This window comes from Serratia sp. Res13-Sevr-LER1-36-b, assembly GCF_015673035.1.
Taxonomy (GTDB): domain Bacteria; phylum Pseudomonadota; class Gammaproteobacteria; order Enterobacterales; family Enterobacteriaceae; genus Chania; species Chania fonticola_C.
The window spans coordinates 499706-516985 of sequence record NZ_JADACK010000005.1 but is presented as its reverse complement, the minus strand read 5'-3'; the positions used below and the strand labels follow the sequence as shown (position 1 = coordinate 516985).

Sequence of the window (17280 nt, the reverse complement as noted above, 5' to 3'; positions counted from 1 at the left end):
GTCTAAACAACTCATCTTTTTATCGTTGTCATTGTTCATTTATAACCCCCCTCTCCTATCCCTGTAAGCGGATTAAACCTAACTGCATCCTCCAAATAATCAGGTGCAAAGTGCGCGTAAACCATCGTCTGTAAAATACTCGAATGCCCCAAAATCCGTTGTAATGCCAGAATGTTGCCGCCGTTCATCATTAAATGACTGGCAAAAGTATGACGCAGTACATGCACGGCTTGGCCTGCTGGTAGACCGGGGGCAACCTCTTTAATACACATTCTCAAATACGGGTAATTCAGACCGGCAAACAATGCCCCAGACTTGATGCCATCCGTGATCTGCTGGCAAAACTCAGCAGAAATCGGGACGGTCCTGTTTTTGCTGTTCTTCGTATTGAGATAGGTCACCTTATTGCCGATCACCTCTTCCCGTCGAAGTTTAACCACCTCACCCCACCGCGCCCCGGTTGCCAGGCACAACTTCACCGCCTTCAGGTGATCACCTTCCAGGCGATCGAACAGTTGCCGGATTTCATCCTGAGTTAAGAAACCCATTTCCTGATCCGGCAGCTTGATTTTCTTCATCTCTTTAAGCGGGTGTTCACCATAGTAATGACCCAGTTCGATAAGCACAGAGAACACCCCACCTAATTTTTCCTGATCAAGGTTGACGGTCTTTGCCTTTTTTCCTTCGGCCAGCCGTAATACCCGATAGTCAGAAAATGAGGCGCGTGTGATCTGGCTTGCCTTAGGATTGCCCATCTTAGCCGCCATCACCCGCAATTTGTGGTTTATTTTGACGCCATCTTTCAGGTTTTGGCCATGATGTTTAAACCAAAGGTCGATTAATTCAGTTAATGGTCGTTGGTCTGCTGGTTTTTCCACCCAGTCTTTACTGTTCTGCGTCGCAATGACCCAGCGCTCAAACTGCTGCGCTTCGGATTTAGTCTTGAATTTCTTGCGCACGCGTTTCCCGTCGCGCCCTTGGGGGCGAACGTCAACCATGTAACCTTCTGCACCAAGTGGCTTAATACTCATCTGCTATGGCCTTACCACTTACAGGATTTGCGCAATGGTTGGATAGCGTTTGATAAACCCTCCAAGGCAAAGGTTGCCTGAACAGGATTTTCCCCATAAGGCGTTATTTTCACGAACATTTTTTTGCTTTTCATGAGATATTTAATGTAGGCAATGGATTGCCCACTGTAAAACGTCGCCTTGGAATCAGTGGATATCTGCCAAGAGCGATTAATAGCCTGTTGGGAGTCAATGCGGGTAAGGACTTGCGTGCTATCAAGTCCAAGGTATGTACCCCAATCAATAAAGAGTTCAGTTTTTTTCTCTCTGCATATAATAGACAAGGAAGGAGTTATCGCCCTATCAAATCGGCTACTTATCTGGTTTTCTGCCAGTAGGAAGACATGCACATTTTCAGAGTCATCGATTGGAGATTTATCGCTTGTCACCAACCACTGGCCTGCGGATTCAGGTTCGGCACTATCCGTTTTTTCAGCTTTTTCTTCAGCCTTAGTCTTGCCAATCTGATCGAAACACTTAAGTCGCTCAGCGTCAGCTTTAACTTTGTGACACTGCTCCAGTTGCTCAGGGATGCCAACCTCAGCCTGAGAAAAGCTAGCGAATGAACCAAATAAAACTAAAGATATTGCTTTTTTCATTTTGCTTATCACCTAATTAATTATCCTTATTAATCATTTGCATGCAAACCGTTCAATACAGACCTAACCAGAAGTTTCTGTCCGAACAAATCCCACCTTTACCCCAACGTTTCCATATTTTGTAGATAGTTAGCCAACCTTCCGGCCTTCTCAGTGGTCGGATGTGTTGCTTGGCCCATCAGGGGAGAGATCCGGCGATATTTGCCCTATCTCCGGTGCAGTATCCCCAGTCATCAGCCATAACGTGTATTTTTTTAGTGCAGAATTATTAACAACCAACTCAATGGTCTTTAATCCCGCCTCTGTTCGCCCTGTTTCATAGTTTTTTATTGAGCCTAGAGGAACCCCGACCAATTCGGAAAATGCCCTCTGAGTTAGCCCCTCAGCTTGACGGATCGACTTCAGTTTTTGCGCGTAATCGCTTGACATGGTCACGTCCAAATGACTACCCCCTACAACAAGGTCACGTGTAAGTGACCTAAATTACTTAAATCTGCGTGATCTAAAAGGGTATCACTATGAGCAAAAACCAACAAAAAAAGATGATAGGAGTGAGAGCCAACCAGCTTCCTGCTGATTACCCTTTTGGTGATCTGGTGGAAGAATCTATCTCTGATTATGCCAAGCGTATTGGCAAGAACGCCCAAACTGTTCGCACCCAGGCAGATGTCGGATCGCTGCCAATTCTTCAGGACAGGCCCGGCGGTAAGCGTCGCGTAAACCTTTACGCCATCTACCTGCGCGCAAACGCAGCGCCGAGAAATATGTTGAACGGATGAGCTGAGGGTATCGAAATGCAACACGCAATCGTGAAGGTTAGCGAACACACCTGCGTATACCGGGGTTTCAGTGTCACTAAGTTACCCCGCAAGACATTGCAGCCGGTCACCCGCTACCACGTCCGCCAGGGTGATCAGTCTTATGGCAAGTTTGATGCTCAGGCATTGGCCACTGGCTATATCGATCAGCTGTATATCGAAAAGGAAACCATGGCATGAACATTCTTTTCTATTCAGCCGCAAACGCCGTTATCGCAAAGTTCAATAAGCGCATGGAGCACACGCAGCCGGAACGTGCAACAGCGGAAATGCTAACAGCAGTAGACTTGCTGGAGCAATTAGCAGGTGTTGCCCGTTATGCAGGTGATGAATCAGCGGCCTATATCCAGGTAGCGGCAGGAGACTGGAGGCGCACCGGGAAAACACCTAACTCATTTGGGGATCTCTGATGCTTAATTCCGTCAAAACACTCACACCTGACGCTATTGCGTACCTGGCTGTTCTCACCATCTTCGCCGCGCTTTCAGTGGTGTTTATTGTGAAAGATTGCCGAGGCCGTCGCGAGACAAAGCGCGGTAATGCGCGGCGCGAGTATCTGGCCCACAAAGAGGCCGTTGAGCGCAAAGCTCGCCAGCAACTCTAAAAAGGACAAGAGTATGAACCGCCCATTCTCTGAATTATTTAATATGCTCCTTGAACGTTATCACTTTGCCGCCAACGGCGGTTATGTGAGCGAAGTCACCGCCCGCAGAACCCTGGCCTTTGGCCTGAAAGACGCGGTTAACCTCGCCTACAACTGCGAGGACATTGGTTCAGCAATGGTGTTGCAGAATCATTTAGAGCAATTGAAAGACCAGCAGCTAATTCCAAAGCCTATTTAATAAGTCGTCGCCTTAAATAGATGTATTTTAATTAATGAAAACTTAATTCCATCCCAGACAAAAACAAGGGTAGGAATACCTTCTTAATTAAAATAAAGAGAAATTAACCAGTAAAGAAGAATATTTAAACACCGTGATTATTTAATCACCTCCGAGTTGCGGAAATTGCCGCCTGCGCCCTAACCAAGAATGGGCTGAATCAGGCAGCGATTACCGCCGTATGACCATGGCCGGGCATGGCAATAATCCCGGCACCCATCCGGGGCACCATTTTGCAAGTGGTGCTCCGGATGGAGTAGCCAATTAAACCAAGGAGGAGCCTATGAACAACCCGGAAATAAACACCGAACTGGTGCAAATGTTAACTGACGCCCGTCTATCCGCACGGCTTCAGTTGCTGGAAATGTTGGAAGGAAAACTCGATCGCCTGAAGGCAAATAATGCCGACGCCGATCAGATCATCACCACCCTGAAGTCCTGGGCAACCACTCGTCAATCAACCGTCATCAAAGGGCAAAAGATATGATACCGAAACATCAAACCCAGCAGCGAGCTGATAACAGTAGCCCTATTCTGGACTCCACCCAACTGAATGCACAAAAGGTCGTTGATATCCTCAACAGACTTTTGCGCATTGACCGGCAGGCCATTGAAAAGCTGATTAGCAAATCTGTCGATTGCAATATTGAGTTAGTCAGAAGCACCGTTGACTTTGAAGACCGCCCCCTTCCTGAAGGGCATAACTGCACAGTCGGTACTCTTGGGATCATCATTGCCTTGGTGTCTCCATGTGTTATTGCAGCCGCATATGATAATTGCGAATTGGCAGAGTTTGTTATCTGGGATCCCACCACCCATTCATACCTTCAGGGTGGGGGTGAAGAATGATCCGCTCCCCTCTCAAATGGGCAGGCAGTAAGGCCGGAATCATGGCTGAATTGGTCAAGCATTTACCAGTAGCAAAACGGTTAGTAGAGCCCTTTGCCGGTTCCTGCTCCGTCATGATGAATACCGACTATCCAGAATACCTGGTTGCTGATATCAATCCAGACCTGATCAACATGTACGAGGCGATCAGGAACTGCCCGGCTGCATTCATCAACCACGCAGCACTGTTGTTTGAAAAGGCCAATAGTGCTGATGAATATTACCGCCGCCGCGAGGAGTTTAGGGGTAACGCTCTGAGTCCATGGGATCGCGCAGTCACATTCCTTTACTTGAACCGCCACGGCTATGGTGGCATGTGCCGCTATAACAAAGACGGGCAATACAATGTCCCCTATGGCAAGTACAAAAAGCCGTATTTCCCGAAGGTGGAAATCATGGCCTTTGCTGAAAAATCCGAGCGCGCAACGTTTGTCTGTGCGGATTTCAGAACCACGCTTGCGGTGGTAAGACCGGGCGATCTCATCTACTGCGATCCTCCTTACTTGCCAGTATCCAAAACGGCTGATTTTTCCAGCTATCACACAGGCGGTTTTTCCGCATCCGATCATGCTGATTTAACCGCAGAACTGCTGCGCCTTACAGTGTCGCCCCGTGTTCCTGTCGTTATTTCCAATAGTGACACTACGGCAGCACGCACCCTGTATGGCCGCTTCCATATTGAGTCGATCACTGCACCGCGCGCAGTAGGTAACCGCACAGGCGGAAAAGCCACAGCCGACGAGCTGATAGCTAGCTGTGCACCATGCTGCGACGTCGGGATTGGATGGAATCAAACCTTATGAAAAAACACGATCTCAAGATCTCGCCTGAGTATTTCGCGGCGGTGGTCAGTGGGGAGAAGAAGGCAGAAATCCGCATTAATGACCGTGATTACGCAGTTGGCGATCTGCTGTGCCTTGCGGAATACAGCCAGTTTCCCTGGTCCGGTGGTTTGGTGGGGTTTTCTACGGAGTTCATCTGGGTGCGCGTAACCCACATCACAGACCTAAGCGAGTGGTTGCCAGGTTACGTGATGTTAAGCATTGAGCGAGGGCCATTCAAATCATGAAAAGCACTCGCAACACATGGGCGTGCGTCTTTCTCTTCAGCGGCGGTTTCTTGCTATTGGCGGTCTTAGTGTTTCTGGAAGTCGTGAGGGTGTGCGAGTGAACAACAAAACACCTATTGCAATGGCCTTGCCCTGATGAGTAAAAACATCAGGGGCCGCCGCGCACCTTCCGAACCTTTACCCTATCCGGGCATTGTTAACGACAATGTCCGGTATCAGTACGAATGGAACAAACCAAAAACCGCAGTATTCGTTGATAAAACTCCTGCTGTTGATCTCGTTGAGCTGGGTCAAGAGCAAGAGTTTTTAAGCCAGGTAACTACCGCGCTCAAACCTTTCCCGCGATTTATCCGCCAGCGTCTTGCCTCGCGTATCGATAGCATTCACACCATGAAGGGGCGACACATCGCCCGTTTGGCGCTGCGCGATATCATCCGGCGCGATCTGCCATTCATCAATATGGTTACCGAGCAATACGCCATCCCACAGGATAGCGACACACCAGCGGGATCTTACACTGATGCATTCAGGCACCTAAACCCGCTCTATCACTCCTTTGCCAACCTGAATAGCTTAATCGATAGATTCAATCACCTGCCTGACTTTACCCGAGAAGATATAGAACTGCTGGCTCAGGATATTGCCATTTACATGACGGCAACCCTGAGCGAAGTAAACGAATTCTTTGCGTCAGAAAGCGACTGGCATTTAGCGCTTCACCTATACCAAGAGGCGGCAAACGTTACTGAAGCGTTTCGCCAGCCATCACCGCTACCCAGTCGTAAGACGGCTCCGGGGGATGCTGACGCATCGGCGATCAGCAAGATGATGGATGCCCGTTTTTGGTCACGCAACCTGCGCAAATACGCCACCCGCTGGCGTGAACATCTGCACATTGCCTTTGGTGATGTGAAGCGTGGTGCGGCCCCCTATTGCAGCAAGCACCATGTTGACGAATGGGAGGCGCGCCGCAAGCGCAGTCGCGCGATCATGAGCCGCCTTGAGCTGGAAGATAAAGAAACCAAAGAGCGGATCTCCCTGATAGAACAAATTGATAAAAGCACGTCTAACCCTGGCAAGCGCCGGGTTGAACTCATGACTCGCATCGGTGGATTTGAAAAGGTGGCTAATAGTGAAGGGTTTGCCGGTAGTTTCTTCACGCTTACCGTACCGTCGAAATACCATGCCTACACCATGTTCGGCCACCGTAACGCCAAGTGGAACGGTTCGAGCCCGCGCAAATCGCAACGCTACCTCACCCGCCTGTGGCAACAGATCCGTGCCGAACTGGCCCGCCGTGAAATCCCTGTGTTTGGGCTGCGCGTCGCCGAGTCTCACCACGACGGTACGCCGCACTGGCACGGTCTGTTATTTACCGCACCAGAGCACAGCAATGAACTGTCCGAAGTGATGGAAGATTACGCCACACGTGAGGATCCGGAAGAACTCCAAGGCAAGCACGGCAATCGGCCACGTTTCGAGATGAAACCCATTGATGCGGCAATCGGCAGCGCCACTGGCTACGTTGTTAAGTACATTTCAAAAAACATCGACGGTTACGCGCTCGACGGAGAGGTGGACGACGAAAGCGGCAAACCGTTGAAAGAAACCGCCAAGCATGCCACGGCATGGGCTTCATGCTGGGGTATCAGGCAGTTTCAATTTCTCGGCGGCGCACCGGTGTCAGTCTGGCGCGAACTGCGCAGAATGGGTGATCAGGAACTGGCCGACAAGGTAAATCCCCTGTTTGCTGAGATACACCGCGCCGCCGATCAAGGGTGGTGGGATGAATACGTGCAGTTGCAGGGTGGCCCGTTCGTTACCCGCGACGCCTTGCACATCCGCACCTACTACAAGCAGGAAGATGAGCCAAACGTCTACGGCGAATACCCGCCGATCATCAAGGGCGTATACATGCCAGGCATGGCGCTGCCGCCAGTTGAAACCCGCCTCCACAGCTATCGTATTGTGAAGATGAACGCCAAGACAGACGACGCAGGCCTGGCCGTTGACCTTGACGTTGGTTTTGATTTTGACCTGCCGGGCGCGCCCGCGCCCTCTAGGACTCGTGTCAATAACTGTACCGAGGCCAAAAAACAGACAAAACCGGGCGGTGATCAACCGCCAGACGATCAGGAATATCAGTGTCAGCTCGAGCCGGAGCAGATGGCTTTCGGGCAGCCAACCAGATCGCAGCGAAAACGACTACAAACCAGCCTGCACAATGACCAGCCGCTGCGGAAAAAGTCGCCAGCGGATGAGTTTGAGGCACTGGCGCAGGCCGCCTTGACCGGGGATTGCGCAGATTCCGACCGTGATCGGGCTGACAGTTACCTGCGCGCCGCGCATGCCATCAGGTTAACGGAACAGCCGGTAACAACAGGCGTAACAGAGCTGGCTGAGCAGGTTCAGCGCTGGGCTGAGATCCGGCGAATACTACTGAGCAAGCCGCAGGCTGTTCAGCTCGCGCAGGGTAATGAAGTGACCGTGCTCGACTGCGTTTACCGCGCAAGCCTCAATACCGGCGAAATCATCCAGTGCGGCACCTTCGAGCCTTGGCGCAAGGCGCTGTCACGCAATAAGGCCAACGATCTGATCGCCAACTGGAAAGCGGCAGCACAGAAGATGGCTAAAAGTCAGCAGTAACTATGCTGGCCGTTACGCACAGACAGAATTAGCTGTCGTGGCCAGCGACATCGAGCACAGGCAAAAGCGACTGTGTTACCAGGCGATACAGACAGCGGCATCTATGTGGTACCGCCACTGGCATCAGCGAACAGTTACGCTGCAGCCAAGCCATTTATAACTATGGAGGCCCGTTAATATGGGATATTTAGGAAGCAAAGCTGCATCAGGGGCATATCAAGCAATCATCAGCCAGATGCCACCGCATGACACTTACATTGAAACGCACCTGGGTGGCGGCGCTATTATGCTACGCAAACCATCTGCACCGCGCTCCATCGGTTGGGATATCGATCCGGATGCGGTTGAAGCATTTTGCCAAGGCAACCCTGAATTTCTGGATAACCAGGCGGAGCGTCTCATGATTGAGGTAGGTGATGCAGTAGAGTTGCTGCGAGCCGCACCGTTCGAGCAGTATGGCCGAACCCTGCTTTATGTTGACCCCCCCTACCTGCCAGAAACCCGCACTAGCCGTGCGCGCTACCGTCATGAGTATACAGTTGATGATCACTGTAATCTTATTGCCACCCTGCGTGATCTTCCTTCAAGCGTCATGGTCATGATTTCGGGCTATCCATCCGCTATGTATGACGCCCTGCTGGCTGATTGGCGATCGATACAGTTTCAGGTCATGACGCGCGGTGGCCCGCGCACGGAACAATTGTGGATGAACTTTAATGAAGGGGCCGCTTACTCTGCTGCATTTGCTGGCACCGATTACATCGATCGCCAGCGCATCAAGCGTAAAGCGGCCAGATGGGCTAAAAATTACAGGGAGTTGCCGCCAGGGGAGCAATTAGCAATTTTGGCGGCATTGTTGAAAGAACATAGAAAGGTTACTTAGCTAACGGTCAAAGTAAGTGGCTAGGCTTTGTGAAGACCATCCGCCCCGACCTGGCTTGCCCGGCACCCCTGAAAAACCCGGCCGCCCTGGAGTCCCACTCATACCAGGCATGCCAGGTGTGCCACTGAGTCCTGGTCGGGAAGGCAAATAACCCGTTGAGTTACTTAAAAAACCCAGAGCTTTGTTTTGGTTGTCATATAAAACTCCGCCCTCAAACCAGCCAACATGCTGACCACGTAGAGAATAAACATTATCACCATTTATCCACGCAATTACCGCACCAGCCCTGCTTCTAACACACTCATTATCATGAATTAATGTAGGGCGACCATTGCGGTCAAACATCCAATTTGACATAACTTCTCCTTTAAAACGCTTAGTTACTATGCTTTTGGTAGCAGTTGTTCCGCTTCACATAACTTGCAGTAGACAGCATAGCGTTGCCTTTCATCACCTTTAAAAATTGGTGATTTGAGGCTGCTATCAAGAAAAACGATGACACCCTCACCTGTCACGCAACTAAGGTTAGGATCGTTTTCAGCTTCCTCTTGTGCTGCAAACAGTTGCTCTGCGGCCTGGATTGCACTTGATACATTCAATTTATCTTGCAATATGTAGATTGAAGCATTTGTCAGGATCTCTCTACGCTTGCTGTCTTCATATTCCTGGCTTTGCTGGTTGTCCATATCCATTCTGATATGCTCCCTATTTGTCACCACCGTTGTTCTTAAGTAACAGATGGGTACAGAAAAGGAGGTTTAAAGGATGGAGGTCAGATAAAGTAGAAACATAAGAAGTAGATCGCAAAAGTGATGAAACGTGTTTCATGAAACAGCTAAGCAAGAGGGAGCCTATCTACAAGGCATTTGACGATAAAAGTCAAAGAGTAATGCTGATCTTTACCCCAGCAAAAATCCCACATCACCTCCGCTTTACCTCGCGCCTCACCTCACTCTCCAGCTAGTTGATCAGTTGGCTAATATGACTATGACAGAAGAAGCGCTGCTGCTTGCTGGTGAACGACTCACCCGCTTCGACTCCACAAGGTACAGCCGCATAAAACCGCATAGGATTGCACAGTTTTTTTGACCGTAATCAGACCATCCAAGGCTAGAGCTGGCGCGGCTTCGGGCAGGATGCACTAGTGCATAAAAATCGATACTTTTCACGTGCGGGCGTGGAGGGGAGCAAATCGCGCGCTTTGGGTGCTGGGAGGGGTCGGCGCTGACCGGTTCGAAGGGGTGTCAGATCGGGCCGAGGGGATGCAAGGTCGGGCCGGAGGGGGTGCCAGGTCGAGGGTTACAGGGTCAGGCTGGGCGTGCGAGAAGGCGCCCGCGAGGGTTGCGGGCGAGATGATGGGGGATATTTTTGAGTGATCTTAGGTGCGAGGAGGCGGCCCTCCTGCCGCCTCGATCAGGGCATACGGATCAAACCGGAAGACGTCAACGCCAATCCATTCGTTAAGACCTTTCAGGCGCGACATAAGCGGCGCCAATTCATTGGTGGCGAACACCTTCGCAGCCTTCTCTACATCACCAAAGCCACCATTGGTATTTGGCATGATGCCCATCAGTACCGGGGGCACTCGGTGTGCGGCCAGCAGGTCATCACGCGTGACGTTCTTGATACCGCTAAACTCATCCTTCGCCGTGATCTCGCTAAACGGCATAATCTGCAAGCCATCTTTCTTGCCGCCTGCAGCATAGACAAATACGTTTTTAAACGCCCCCTTTCCGCGTGCATCGGTCAGCGTGCGCTTGAGTGCATCAACATCACTTTGGTTTTGGATAGCATCGGACAGGTAACCGAAAGCGCGCTCTATCGCCTAACGGTGATATACTGACAGTAATAGTAAATATCGGGGAGAATGCCGATATGATGAGATGTTTTAAGTGCAACGCTGTAGCCAGAACCCGCACCAGCTTACGGCTGTCAGAGAGAACCCAACGCAATTACCACCAGTGCCAAAACATGCTTTGCGGCACCTGCTTTACCACCCTGCAAGAAGTTGAAAAGGTACTGACTGACGCCAAGCCTACCGAGGGCGCAGAACTGCCAAGAGAGCTCTTTCACCCCGGGCACCTGGGTGATGATCAGATGGGCTTAGAATTTTAGTACCAACCCGCTTCGGCGGGTTTTTTCATGCCTGCAAATCAATTCAATACATCCACAAATGTCAAAATGTGGACACTTAAAATAAAATATCCTTATAAATCAAAACAAATAATATAAAAAAAGGGAGGCCTAAGCCTCCCCATTAACTCCCCTACCTGAATCAGTGGTTACGGATGTATTCATCCATATCGGTTTTCAGGTTGTCGGATTTGGTACCAAAGATCGCCTGAACGCCTGAGCCAGCCACAACCACACCGGCAGCACCCAGTTTCTTCAGACCAGCCTGGTCAACCTTGGATACGTCGGCCACGCTAACACGCAGACGGGTAATACAGGCATCCAGGTTGGTGATGTTCTCTTTACCGCCGAATGCCTGAACCAGCGCAGCAGACATTTCAGAACCACCCTGAGCCACCTGCTCGGAAGCATTGTCTTCACGGCCAGGGGTTTTCAGATCCAGTTTGGCAATCAGCACGCGGAAGATGGTGTAGTACACCAGACCGTAGATAACACCAACGATTGGGAACAGCCAGATTTTGCTGCTGTTGCCGCTCAGTACGATGAAGTCGATCAGACCGTGTGAGAAGCTGGTACCGTCACGCATACCCAACAGAATACAGATTGGGAACGCCAGACCGGCCAGGATCGCATGGATTACGTACAGGATCGGCGCAACGAACATGAAGGAGAACTCGATCGGCTCGGTAATACCGGTCAGGAACGAGGTCAGCGCAGCGGAGATCATGATACCGCCGACTTTGGCACGGTTTTCCGGCTTGGCTGAGTGCCAGATGGCAATCGCAGCAGCAGGCAGACCATACATTTTGAACAGGAAGCCACCAGACAGCATACCCGCAGTTGGGTCACCCGCCATGTAACGCGGAATGTCACCGTGGAACACTTGACCGGCCGCATTGGTATATTCACCAATCTGCATTTGGAACGGAACGTTCCAGATGTGGTGCAGACCAAACGGTACCAGCGCACGCTCAACAAAACCGTAGATACCGAATGCCACCACTGGGTTCTGATAAGCGGCCCATTCGGAGAAGGTCTGGATAGCCGTACCGATTGGCGGCCAGATGAAGGAGAGGATCACACCCAGAATGATAGCGGCCAGACCTGAGATGATCGGCACAAAACGCTTACCGGCAAAGAAGCCCAGGTATTCTGGCAACTGAATGCGGAAGAAGCGGTTAAACATGTAGGCAGCAATGGCGCCGGAGATAATCCCCCCGAGCACACCGGTATCCGCCAGGTGTTTGGCCGCAATCTCTTCGGCTGGCAAATGCAGCACCAGTGGCGCAACTACGGCCATGGTTTTCACCATGATGCCGTAAGCCACTACCGCGGCCAATGCAGAAACGCCGTCGTTGTTAGTGAAGCCCAGGGCAACACCGATAGCGAAGATCAACGGCATATTGGCGAATACGGAACCGCCGGCTTCCGCCATCACGTGAGAGACTACCAGAGGTAGCCAGCTAAAGTTGGCGGAACCGACGCCCAGCAGGATACCTGCGATAGGCAATACGGAAACCGGCAGCATCAGCGATTTACCTACTTTTTGCAGGTTGGCAAATGCGTTCTTGAACATAGTTGAGTGTGCTCCTGAGTAATAGTGCTTTGCTACTTCTCGCGAATTTTCGCGTTGCAGAGGGGGGAGAGAAAACCCCTGCATTTTCAGGGTGTCTGAGCACCCCTTTAATTTTTACGCAGAGTAAAATAAATACCCTGAACAATGTTTGATGACAGTCACGTTTCGATGAATCTGACCGGCCATTTTTCAAAAATCGTCTACTTTTCGTGAAGAAAGATGAAAATTTGCCCGGCGTCTCCCCTGAAACGGGTGGGAACATTACCCGTTTCGAGGATTAATTACGAGCTTAAAAAGAATTAGATTATCGCCAGCGGTTCGCTAAGCCTAGACGAAGGATCAGAGTTCGATGTGAAACAAACGTGAAAAGTTGGCGGTAGTCGCCTGCGCCAGGTTTTCCAGGCTGACGCCCTTCAATACGGCCAGGTATTCTGCAACGTCACGCACATAGGCGGGTTGGTTTTCTTTGCCGCGATGAGGTACCGGCGCCAGGTATGGCGAGTCGGTTTCCACCAGCATGCGATCCAATGGCACATAGCGTGCTACCTCGCGCAGCGGCTCGGCGTTACGGAAAGTGACAATGCCGGAGAACGAGATATAGAAGCCCAGATCGAGCAAGGCTTTCGCCGTTGGCAAATCTTCGGTGAAGCAATGCAACACGCCGCCGCAATCCTGTGCGTTCTCTTCGCGCAGAATGGCCAACGTATCGTCACGCGCGTCACGCGTATGCACAATCACCGGCTTGTTGAGATCCCGGCCAATACGAATATGTTGACGGAACGACTCTTGCTGCAACGGGATATTGTCTTGTTGATAGAAGTAATCCAGCCCAGTTTCCCCCAGGGCAACCACCTGCTCTGCCGCAGCCAGAGTGCGCAGTTCGGCATAATCGTAGCCCCCTTCCAGATTCAACGGATGAACGCCGCAGGAGAAGGCGACATCGTTACGTTGACCGATCAGTTGGGTCATCGCCTGGTAACCCGGCAGCGTGGTGGCAACCGCCAGTACAAAGCCCACATCCTGCGCTTTGGCTTTGACCAGGGCATCGTCCACGCTGTGGTGCAAGGTGGCGAAGTCCAGGCTGTCGAGGTGGCAGTGAGAATCTACTAATAACATGATAATTAACTCTTTTACAACGAGTGAGGGGATGAGTAACCGGTAGCGCCGAGCATCTGCTCCCAACCGAGTAACTGTTCTGTCAGCAACAGCTCGCGATTAACGCCAACCACGCTGAGTAATTGATGGCGGCAGTTAAGCCACTGTTGCATGATTTGCTGGAGCGAAACGCTGCTCAAACGGCTGGCCAACTGCTGGACCAGCGGCAGTTGATCCTGATTCAGAGCATAGCTCGCGGCACCCTGCTGGTATTTCATCGCATCCATCAGCATCGAACATAGCCAGTGTAGCCGGTCCGCCACGTCGTCATGGTTCAGTGCAGGCAACAGGGCCAACATATCGCACTGCGGCAGAGCAGCGCTCAAGGCGTTACACAGTGTGGCCCGCTGTTGCCAGCGATTCGGTTGCAGCAGCTGTTCGGCAGCGAGTGGAGCACCGTCATGCAGGCGTAATGCGGTCAGACGATCGACCGGATTGCCCGCGCCCTGGCGGTTAAGCCATTGCAGACTCAGCTGTTCATCCGGGCTGGCCAGATGCCAGTAGAAACAGCGACTACGCAGAGTCGCCAGCAGGCTTGAGGGTTCACGGCAACCTAGCAGGAAGTAGGTATTGGCCGGAGGCTCTTCCAAGGTTTTCAGCAAGGCGTTGGCCGCGGCCTCGGTCAACAGTTCTGCCTGCGACAGCCACACCACCTTGGCTCCCCCCTGCTGGGCATGGGAATAGAGGACCTCAATCACTTGGCGGATCGGTTCGATACCCAGGCTACTTTTGCCCTTTTCCGGGGCCAGTGCGTGGTAGTCCGGGTGGTTGCCTGCCAGCATCAACCGGCAGCTGTGACACTCACCGCAGCTCTTTTCACCGTTGCGCTTTTGGCAGATCAGCCACCGGCTAAGGGCATAGAGTAGCTCAGCATCGCCGTTGCCCACCGCCGCATGCAGCAGTAATGCGTGATGGCCACGCCCAGCCGCATACTGCCCCACCAAATGACGATAGGGAGCGTTAAGCCACGGGTACCAGTTCATTACGCCCCTTCCTGCTGTTGCAGCCACTGTACAACCACCTGGCGAATATCGGCGGTGACCTGTTCCAGCGTTTGTGCCGCATCTATGGTAACGATGCTCGCATCCTGCGCCGCCAGTTCAAGATAGCGCGCACGGGTACGTTCAAAGAACGGCAGCGCTTCTTGCTCAATACGGTCCAACTCTCCACGCGCGCGCGCCCTTTGCAGGCCCACCGACGGAGGTAAGTCGAGATAAAGGGTAAGGTCGGGACGGAAGTCACCCAATACCGTATCACGCAGCGAGCTCATCAAATGTGGGTCGATTCCCCGGCCCCCGCCCTGATAGGCTTGCGCGGAAAGGTCGTGACGATCGCCAACCACCCAGGCTCCCCGCGCCAACGCCGGTTGGATCACGGTTTCCACCAGTTGCACCCGCGCGGCATATATCATCAGCAGTTCCGCCTTGATGGTTGGCAAATCGCCCTCTGCACCGCATTTAAACAGCTCGCGCAACTTCTCCGCCAGTGGCGTACCGCCCGGTTCACGGGTAAACACAATGTCGTTAATACCCTGCTCGTTAAGCACGTTGACCACGGTATTGCGCGCGGTGGTTTTACCCGCGCCTTCCAACCCTTCGATCACTACAAAGTTACTTTTCATTCTTTTCCTTTTGTACCTGCCGATAGACACGCACCGCAGCATTATGGCTTGCCAGGTTGGTGGTGAACGTATGACCACCCTTTCCGTCGGCAACAAAGTACAAATAATCGGTTTTAGCCGGATTGGCAGCAGCTTCCAGTGAAGCACGGCTCGGCATGGCGATCGGCGTTGGCGGCAGGCCACTGATCACATAGGTGTTATAGGGCGTTGCCGTCTCCAGATCCTTACGGGTGATGTTACCTGTGTAACTGTCGCCCATGCCATAGATCACGGTAGGATCGGTTTGCAAACGCATGCCCAAACGCAGGCGATTGATAAACACCGAAGCAACCTTGGTGCGTTCCTCCGCTACGGCAGTCTCTTTCTCAACGATCGAAGCCATCGTCAGCAACTCTTCCGGCGTTTTGTAGGGCAAGCTGGTGTCTCGCGCATGCCAAACGTCCTGCAATGCCTTGTACATCCGCAACTGCGAGCGCTTTAACAATGCCTGATCGGTGGTTCCCGCCGTATAGAGATAGGTATCTGGATACAAACGACCTTCCAGCACGCCACCTTCCGGCAGCCCCAGCGCCTTGGCGATCTCCGCCTCGCTTTTACCTGCCAGGGTATGTTTGACGTATTTGGACTCTTGCAGCACCTGCAGCCAATCTTTCAGACGCAAACCCTCGATAAAACGCGCGCTGAACTGGGCTTCTTTGCCGCTCGCCAACAGTTTCAGCATCTGGCGCACCGTCATCCCCGGGGTTAAACGGTAGGTACCAGCCTTGAATTCGGCCAGTTCCGGCTCCAGGCGCAGTAACCACGGGAACCAACGGCCATTGTGGATCAGCTTGTCACGTACCAGCAGCCCTTCAAGCGCCACACGGCCAGTGCCTGCGGGCAGTTTGAAGTAGGTTTCCTGCCCAATCGCCAGCGGAGTATCGGCAAAGCGTTCAATCCGCTGATGTCCCCAATACAGCGAAGCCAACGCCAGGAGCAGCAGCAGTACAACAATCTTGAGCTTTTTTCTCTTCATCGATCAGCCATCATTAACAGTGTGGTCGCAAAAAATCATACAGTTGGCGCGAAGGGTAGCGCCATGATTGTGCCCTATTCACCGGCAGCAACGGCATCAGCGCGTTGCATATCAGCATTTCCTCCGCATCGGCCAGCGTCTCTAGCGGTTCACTGACGTAATGCAGTAGATACTCGCTGCCCGCCAGAAGTTCAATCACGCGGCGGCGCATCACACCGGCGACACCGGCCTGATCCAGATTTGGCGTAAAGACGTTTTTTCCTTTGCGCCAGAACAAATTAGCCGCACAGCATTCCACCAGCATACCCGCAGTGTCAAGCACCAGTGCCTCATGGGCATCGGCCTGGTCAAGATGTGCGCGGATCAACACCTGCTCCAGGCGGTTAAGGTGCTTCAAGCCAGCCAACAGCGGATTACGTGCCAGCGCAACCGGGCTGAGCGCCAGGCTGATCCCTTCTTCACGCCATGACAGGTAATGCGTGGGATAGGTGCTGCGTGAAACAATCCGTGTAGGAGCAGCGCAGCCGCGCGGGCTGTAGCCTCGTCCGCCACTGCCTCTGGTCAGTATCGCTTTGACCACGCCAAGGGAGAGAGATCCTGCCGCATGGCGCATCTCAAGTTCCAATGCCGCCCAGTCCACCGCAGGCAGTAGCAACCTCTGCGCCGCCTGCTGCATGCGCTCAAGATGCCAGGGGAAAAGATCGATATTGCCATCCACCACCCTGGCGGTGGTAAAGCAGCCATCGCCAAACTGCAAACCGCGATCGCTGGCTGCCAGGGCGTCATGTTGTTGTCCATTTATCCAGTACATGCGTTTCCTCACTGTGTTATCACTACAGCATAACAGGCGCATACTACGATAAAACGGCCAGGCGCCATAAAAAAAGCCCGGTCAAAATGCACCGGGCCTTTATCAACTTAAGTTG

23 protein-coding genes and 1 pseudogene are annotated in these 17280 nt (G+C 52.3%); 12 read left to right on the top strand and 12 right to left on the bottom strand.

Annotated features, from left to right (window positions below):
* Nucleotides 1-35: 35 nt before the first annotated feature.
* From IMQ33_RS03470 to IMQ33_RS03460, 3 genes are all read right to left on the bottom strand, one after another.
* On the bottom strand, nt 36-1031 hold the full coding sequence (locus tag IMQ33_RS03470; RefSeq protein ID WP_196061750.1) for a tyrosine-type recombinase/integrase: 996 nt from the start codon (nt 1029-1031) through the stop codon (nt 36-38).
* An 11-nt stretch (nt 1032-1042) separates the two neighbouring features.
* Nucleotides 1043-1669 carry a type VI secretion system-associated protein TagO gene (locus tag IMQ33_RS03465; protein WP_196061751.1) on the bottom strand — a complete coding sequence of 209 codons (627 nt, stop codon included), beginning with the start codon at nt 1667-1669 and terminating at the stop codon, nt 1043-1045.
* Between the two features lie 150 nt (nt 1670-1819).
* Nucleotides 1820-2098 carry a DNA-binding transcriptional regulator gene (locus tag IMQ33_RS03460; protein ID WP_173409434.1) on the bottom strand — a complete coding sequence of 93 codons (279 nt, stop codon included), beginning with the start codon at nt 2096-2098 and terminating at the stop codon, nt 1820-1822.
* Between the two features lie 89 nt (nt 2099-2187).
* Between IMQ33_RS03460 and IMQ33_RS03455 the strand changes: the two genes are divergently transcribed.
* The 11 genes from IMQ33_RS03455 (at nt 2188) to IMQ33_RS03405 (ending at nt 8854) form a co-directional block, all read left to right on the top strand.
* Nucleotides 2188-2448, top strand: a complete 261-nt coding sequence (locus IMQ33_RS03455) for a DNA-binding protein (RefSeq protein WP_230326677.1) — start codon at nt 2188-2190, stop codon at nt 2446-2448.
* A 15-nt stretch (nt 2449-2463) separates the two neighbouring features.
* Complete coding sequence (locus tag IMQ33_RS03450) at nt 2464-2667, top strand: hypothetical protein (protein ID WP_065685864.1); 204 nt, start codon at nt 2464-2466, stop codon at nt 2665-2667.
* Nucleotides 2664-2897, top strand: a complete 234-nt coding sequence (locus tag IMQ33_RS03445; protein WP_173409435.1) for a hypothetical protein — start codon at nt 2664-2666, stop codon at nt 2895-2897. The genes IMQ33_RS03450 and IMQ33_RS03445 overlap by 4 nt, the downstream gene beginning before the upstream one ends.
* Entirely contained in the window at nt 2897-3091 is a 195-nt protein-coding gene (locus IMQ33_RS03440; RefSeq protein ID WP_173409436.1) for a hypothetical protein, read from the top strand. Before IMQ33_RS03445 ends, IMQ33_RS03440 begins: the two co-directional genes overlap by 1 nt.
* Nucleotides 3092-3104: 13 nt before the next feature.
* Nucleotides 3105-3329 carry a hypothetical protein gene (locus IMQ33_RS03435; RefSeq protein WP_065685861.1) on the top strand — a complete coding sequence of 75 codons (225 nt, stop codon included), beginning with the start codon at nt 3105-3107 and terminating at the stop codon, nt 3327-3329.
* Between the two features lie 322 nt (nt 3330-3651).
* Complete coding sequence (locus IMQ33_RS03430) at nt 3652-3855, top strand: hypothetical protein (RefSeq protein ID WP_065685860.1); 204 nt, start codon at nt 3652-3654, stop codon at nt 3853-3855.
* On the top strand, nt 3852-4217 hold the full coding sequence (locus IMQ33_RS03425) for a hypothetical protein (protein WP_173408481.1): 366 nt from the start codon (nt 3852-3854) through the stop codon (nt 4215-4217). The genes IMQ33_RS03430 and IMQ33_RS03425 overlap by 4 nt, the downstream gene beginning before the upstream one ends.
* On the top strand, nt 4214-5059 hold the full coding sequence (locus IMQ33_RS03420; protein WP_196061752.1) for a Dam family site-specific DNA-(adenine-N6)-methyltransferase: 846 nt from the start codon (nt 4214-4216) through the stop codon (nt 5057-5059). The genes IMQ33_RS03425 and IMQ33_RS03420 overlap by 4 nt, the downstream gene beginning before the upstream one ends.
* Nucleotides 5056-5325 (top strand): DUF3850 domain-containing protein, encoded by a 270-nt coding sequence (locus tag IMQ33_RS03415; protein WP_173409437.1) that lies wholly within the window; start codon nt 5056-5058, stop codon nt 5323-5325. The genes IMQ33_RS03420 and IMQ33_RS03415 overlap by 4 nt, the downstream gene beginning before the upstream one ends.
* Nucleotides 5326-5460: 135 nt before the next feature.
* Nucleotides 5461-7971: a replication endonuclease gene (locus IMQ33_RS03410; RefSeq protein WP_173409438.1), complete on the top strand. Its 2511-nt coding sequence runs from the start codon at nt 5461-5463 to the stop codon at nt 7969-7971.
* A gap of 178 nt (nt 7972-8149) precedes the next feature.
* Nucleotides 8150-8854, top strand: coding sequence for a DNA adenine methylase (locus IMQ33_RS03405; protein WP_196061753.1), 705 nt, complete (start codon nt 8150-8152; stop codon nt 8852-8854).
* Here IMQ33_RS03405 and IMQ33_RS26350 read toward each other — a convergent pair whose 3' ends face one another.
* The 3 genes and pseudogenes from IMQ33_RS26350 to IMQ33_RS03395 form a co-directional block, all read right to left on the bottom strand.
* Nucleotides 8855-9199: a 4-fold beta flower protein gene (locus IMQ33_RS26350; RefSeq protein ID WP_370575331.1), complete on the bottom strand. Its 345-nt coding sequence runs from the start codon at nt 9197-9199 to the stop codon at nt 8855-8857.
* A 38-nt stretch (nt 9200-9237) separates the two neighbouring features.
* Nucleotides 9238-9546, bottom strand: a complete 309-nt coding sequence (locus IMQ33_RS03400) for a hypothetical protein (protein ID WP_173409439.1) — start codon at nt 9544-9546, stop codon at nt 9238-9240.
* A 686-nt stretch (nt 9547-10232) separates the two neighbouring features.
* Nucleotides 10233-10658, bottom strand: a pseudogene (locus IMQ33_RS03395) (phage portal protein); the annotation flags it as partial.
* Between the two features lie 71 nt (nt 10659-10729).
* On the opposite strand from IMQ33_RS03395, the gene IMQ33_RS03390 reads away from it, so the two are divergent.
* Nucleotides 10730-10969, top strand: coding sequence for an ogr/Delta-like zinc finger family protein (locus IMQ33_RS03390; protein WP_065685404.1), 240 nt, complete (start codon nt 10730-10732; stop codon nt 10967-10969).
* Between the two features lie 160 nt (nt 10970-11129).
* Here the strand turns inward: IMQ33_RS03390 and ptsG are convergent, their stop codons facing one another.
* From ptsG to pabC, 6 genes are all read right to left on the bottom strand, one after another.
* Entirely contained in the window at nt 11130-12563 is a 1434-nt protein-coding gene (gene ptsG, locus IMQ33_RS03385) for a PTS glucose transporter subunit IIBC (RefSeq protein WP_024485949.1), read from the bottom strand.
* Between the two features lie 339 nt (nt 12564-12902).
* Entirely contained in the window at nt 12903-13679 is a 777-nt protein-coding gene (locus tag IMQ33_RS03380; protein ID WP_161712999.1) for a metal-dependent hydrolase, read from the bottom strand.
* A gap of 14 nt (nt 13680-13693) precedes the next feature.
* Nucleotides 13694-14701 (bottom strand): DNA polymerase III subunit delta', encoded by a 1008-nt coding sequence (gene holB / locus IMQ33_RS03375; protein ID WP_196061755.1) that lies wholly within the window; start codon nt 14699-14701, stop codon nt 13694-13696.
* Nucleotides 14701-15339 (bottom strand): dTMP kinase, encoded by a 639-nt coding sequence (gene tmk, locus IMQ33_RS03370; protein ID WP_161738468.1) that lies wholly within the window; start codon nt 15337-15339, stop codon nt 14701-14703. Before tmk ends, holB begins: the two co-directional genes overlap by 1 nt.
* Complete coding sequence (gene mltG / locus IMQ33_RS03365) at nt 15329-16354, bottom strand: endolytic transglycosylase MltG (RefSeq protein WP_065685095.1); 1026 nt, start codon at nt 16352-16354, stop codon at nt 15329-15331. The genes tmk and mltG overlap by 11 nt, the downstream gene beginning before the upstream one ends.
* Before the next feature lie 13 nt (nt 16355-16367).
* On the bottom strand, nt 16368-17165 hold the full coding sequence (gene pabC / locus IMQ33_RS03360) for an aminodeoxychorismate lyase (protein WP_065685096.1): 798 nt from the start codon (nt 17163-17165) through the stop codon (nt 16368-16370).
* Nucleotides 17166-17280: the final 115 nt, after the last annotated feature.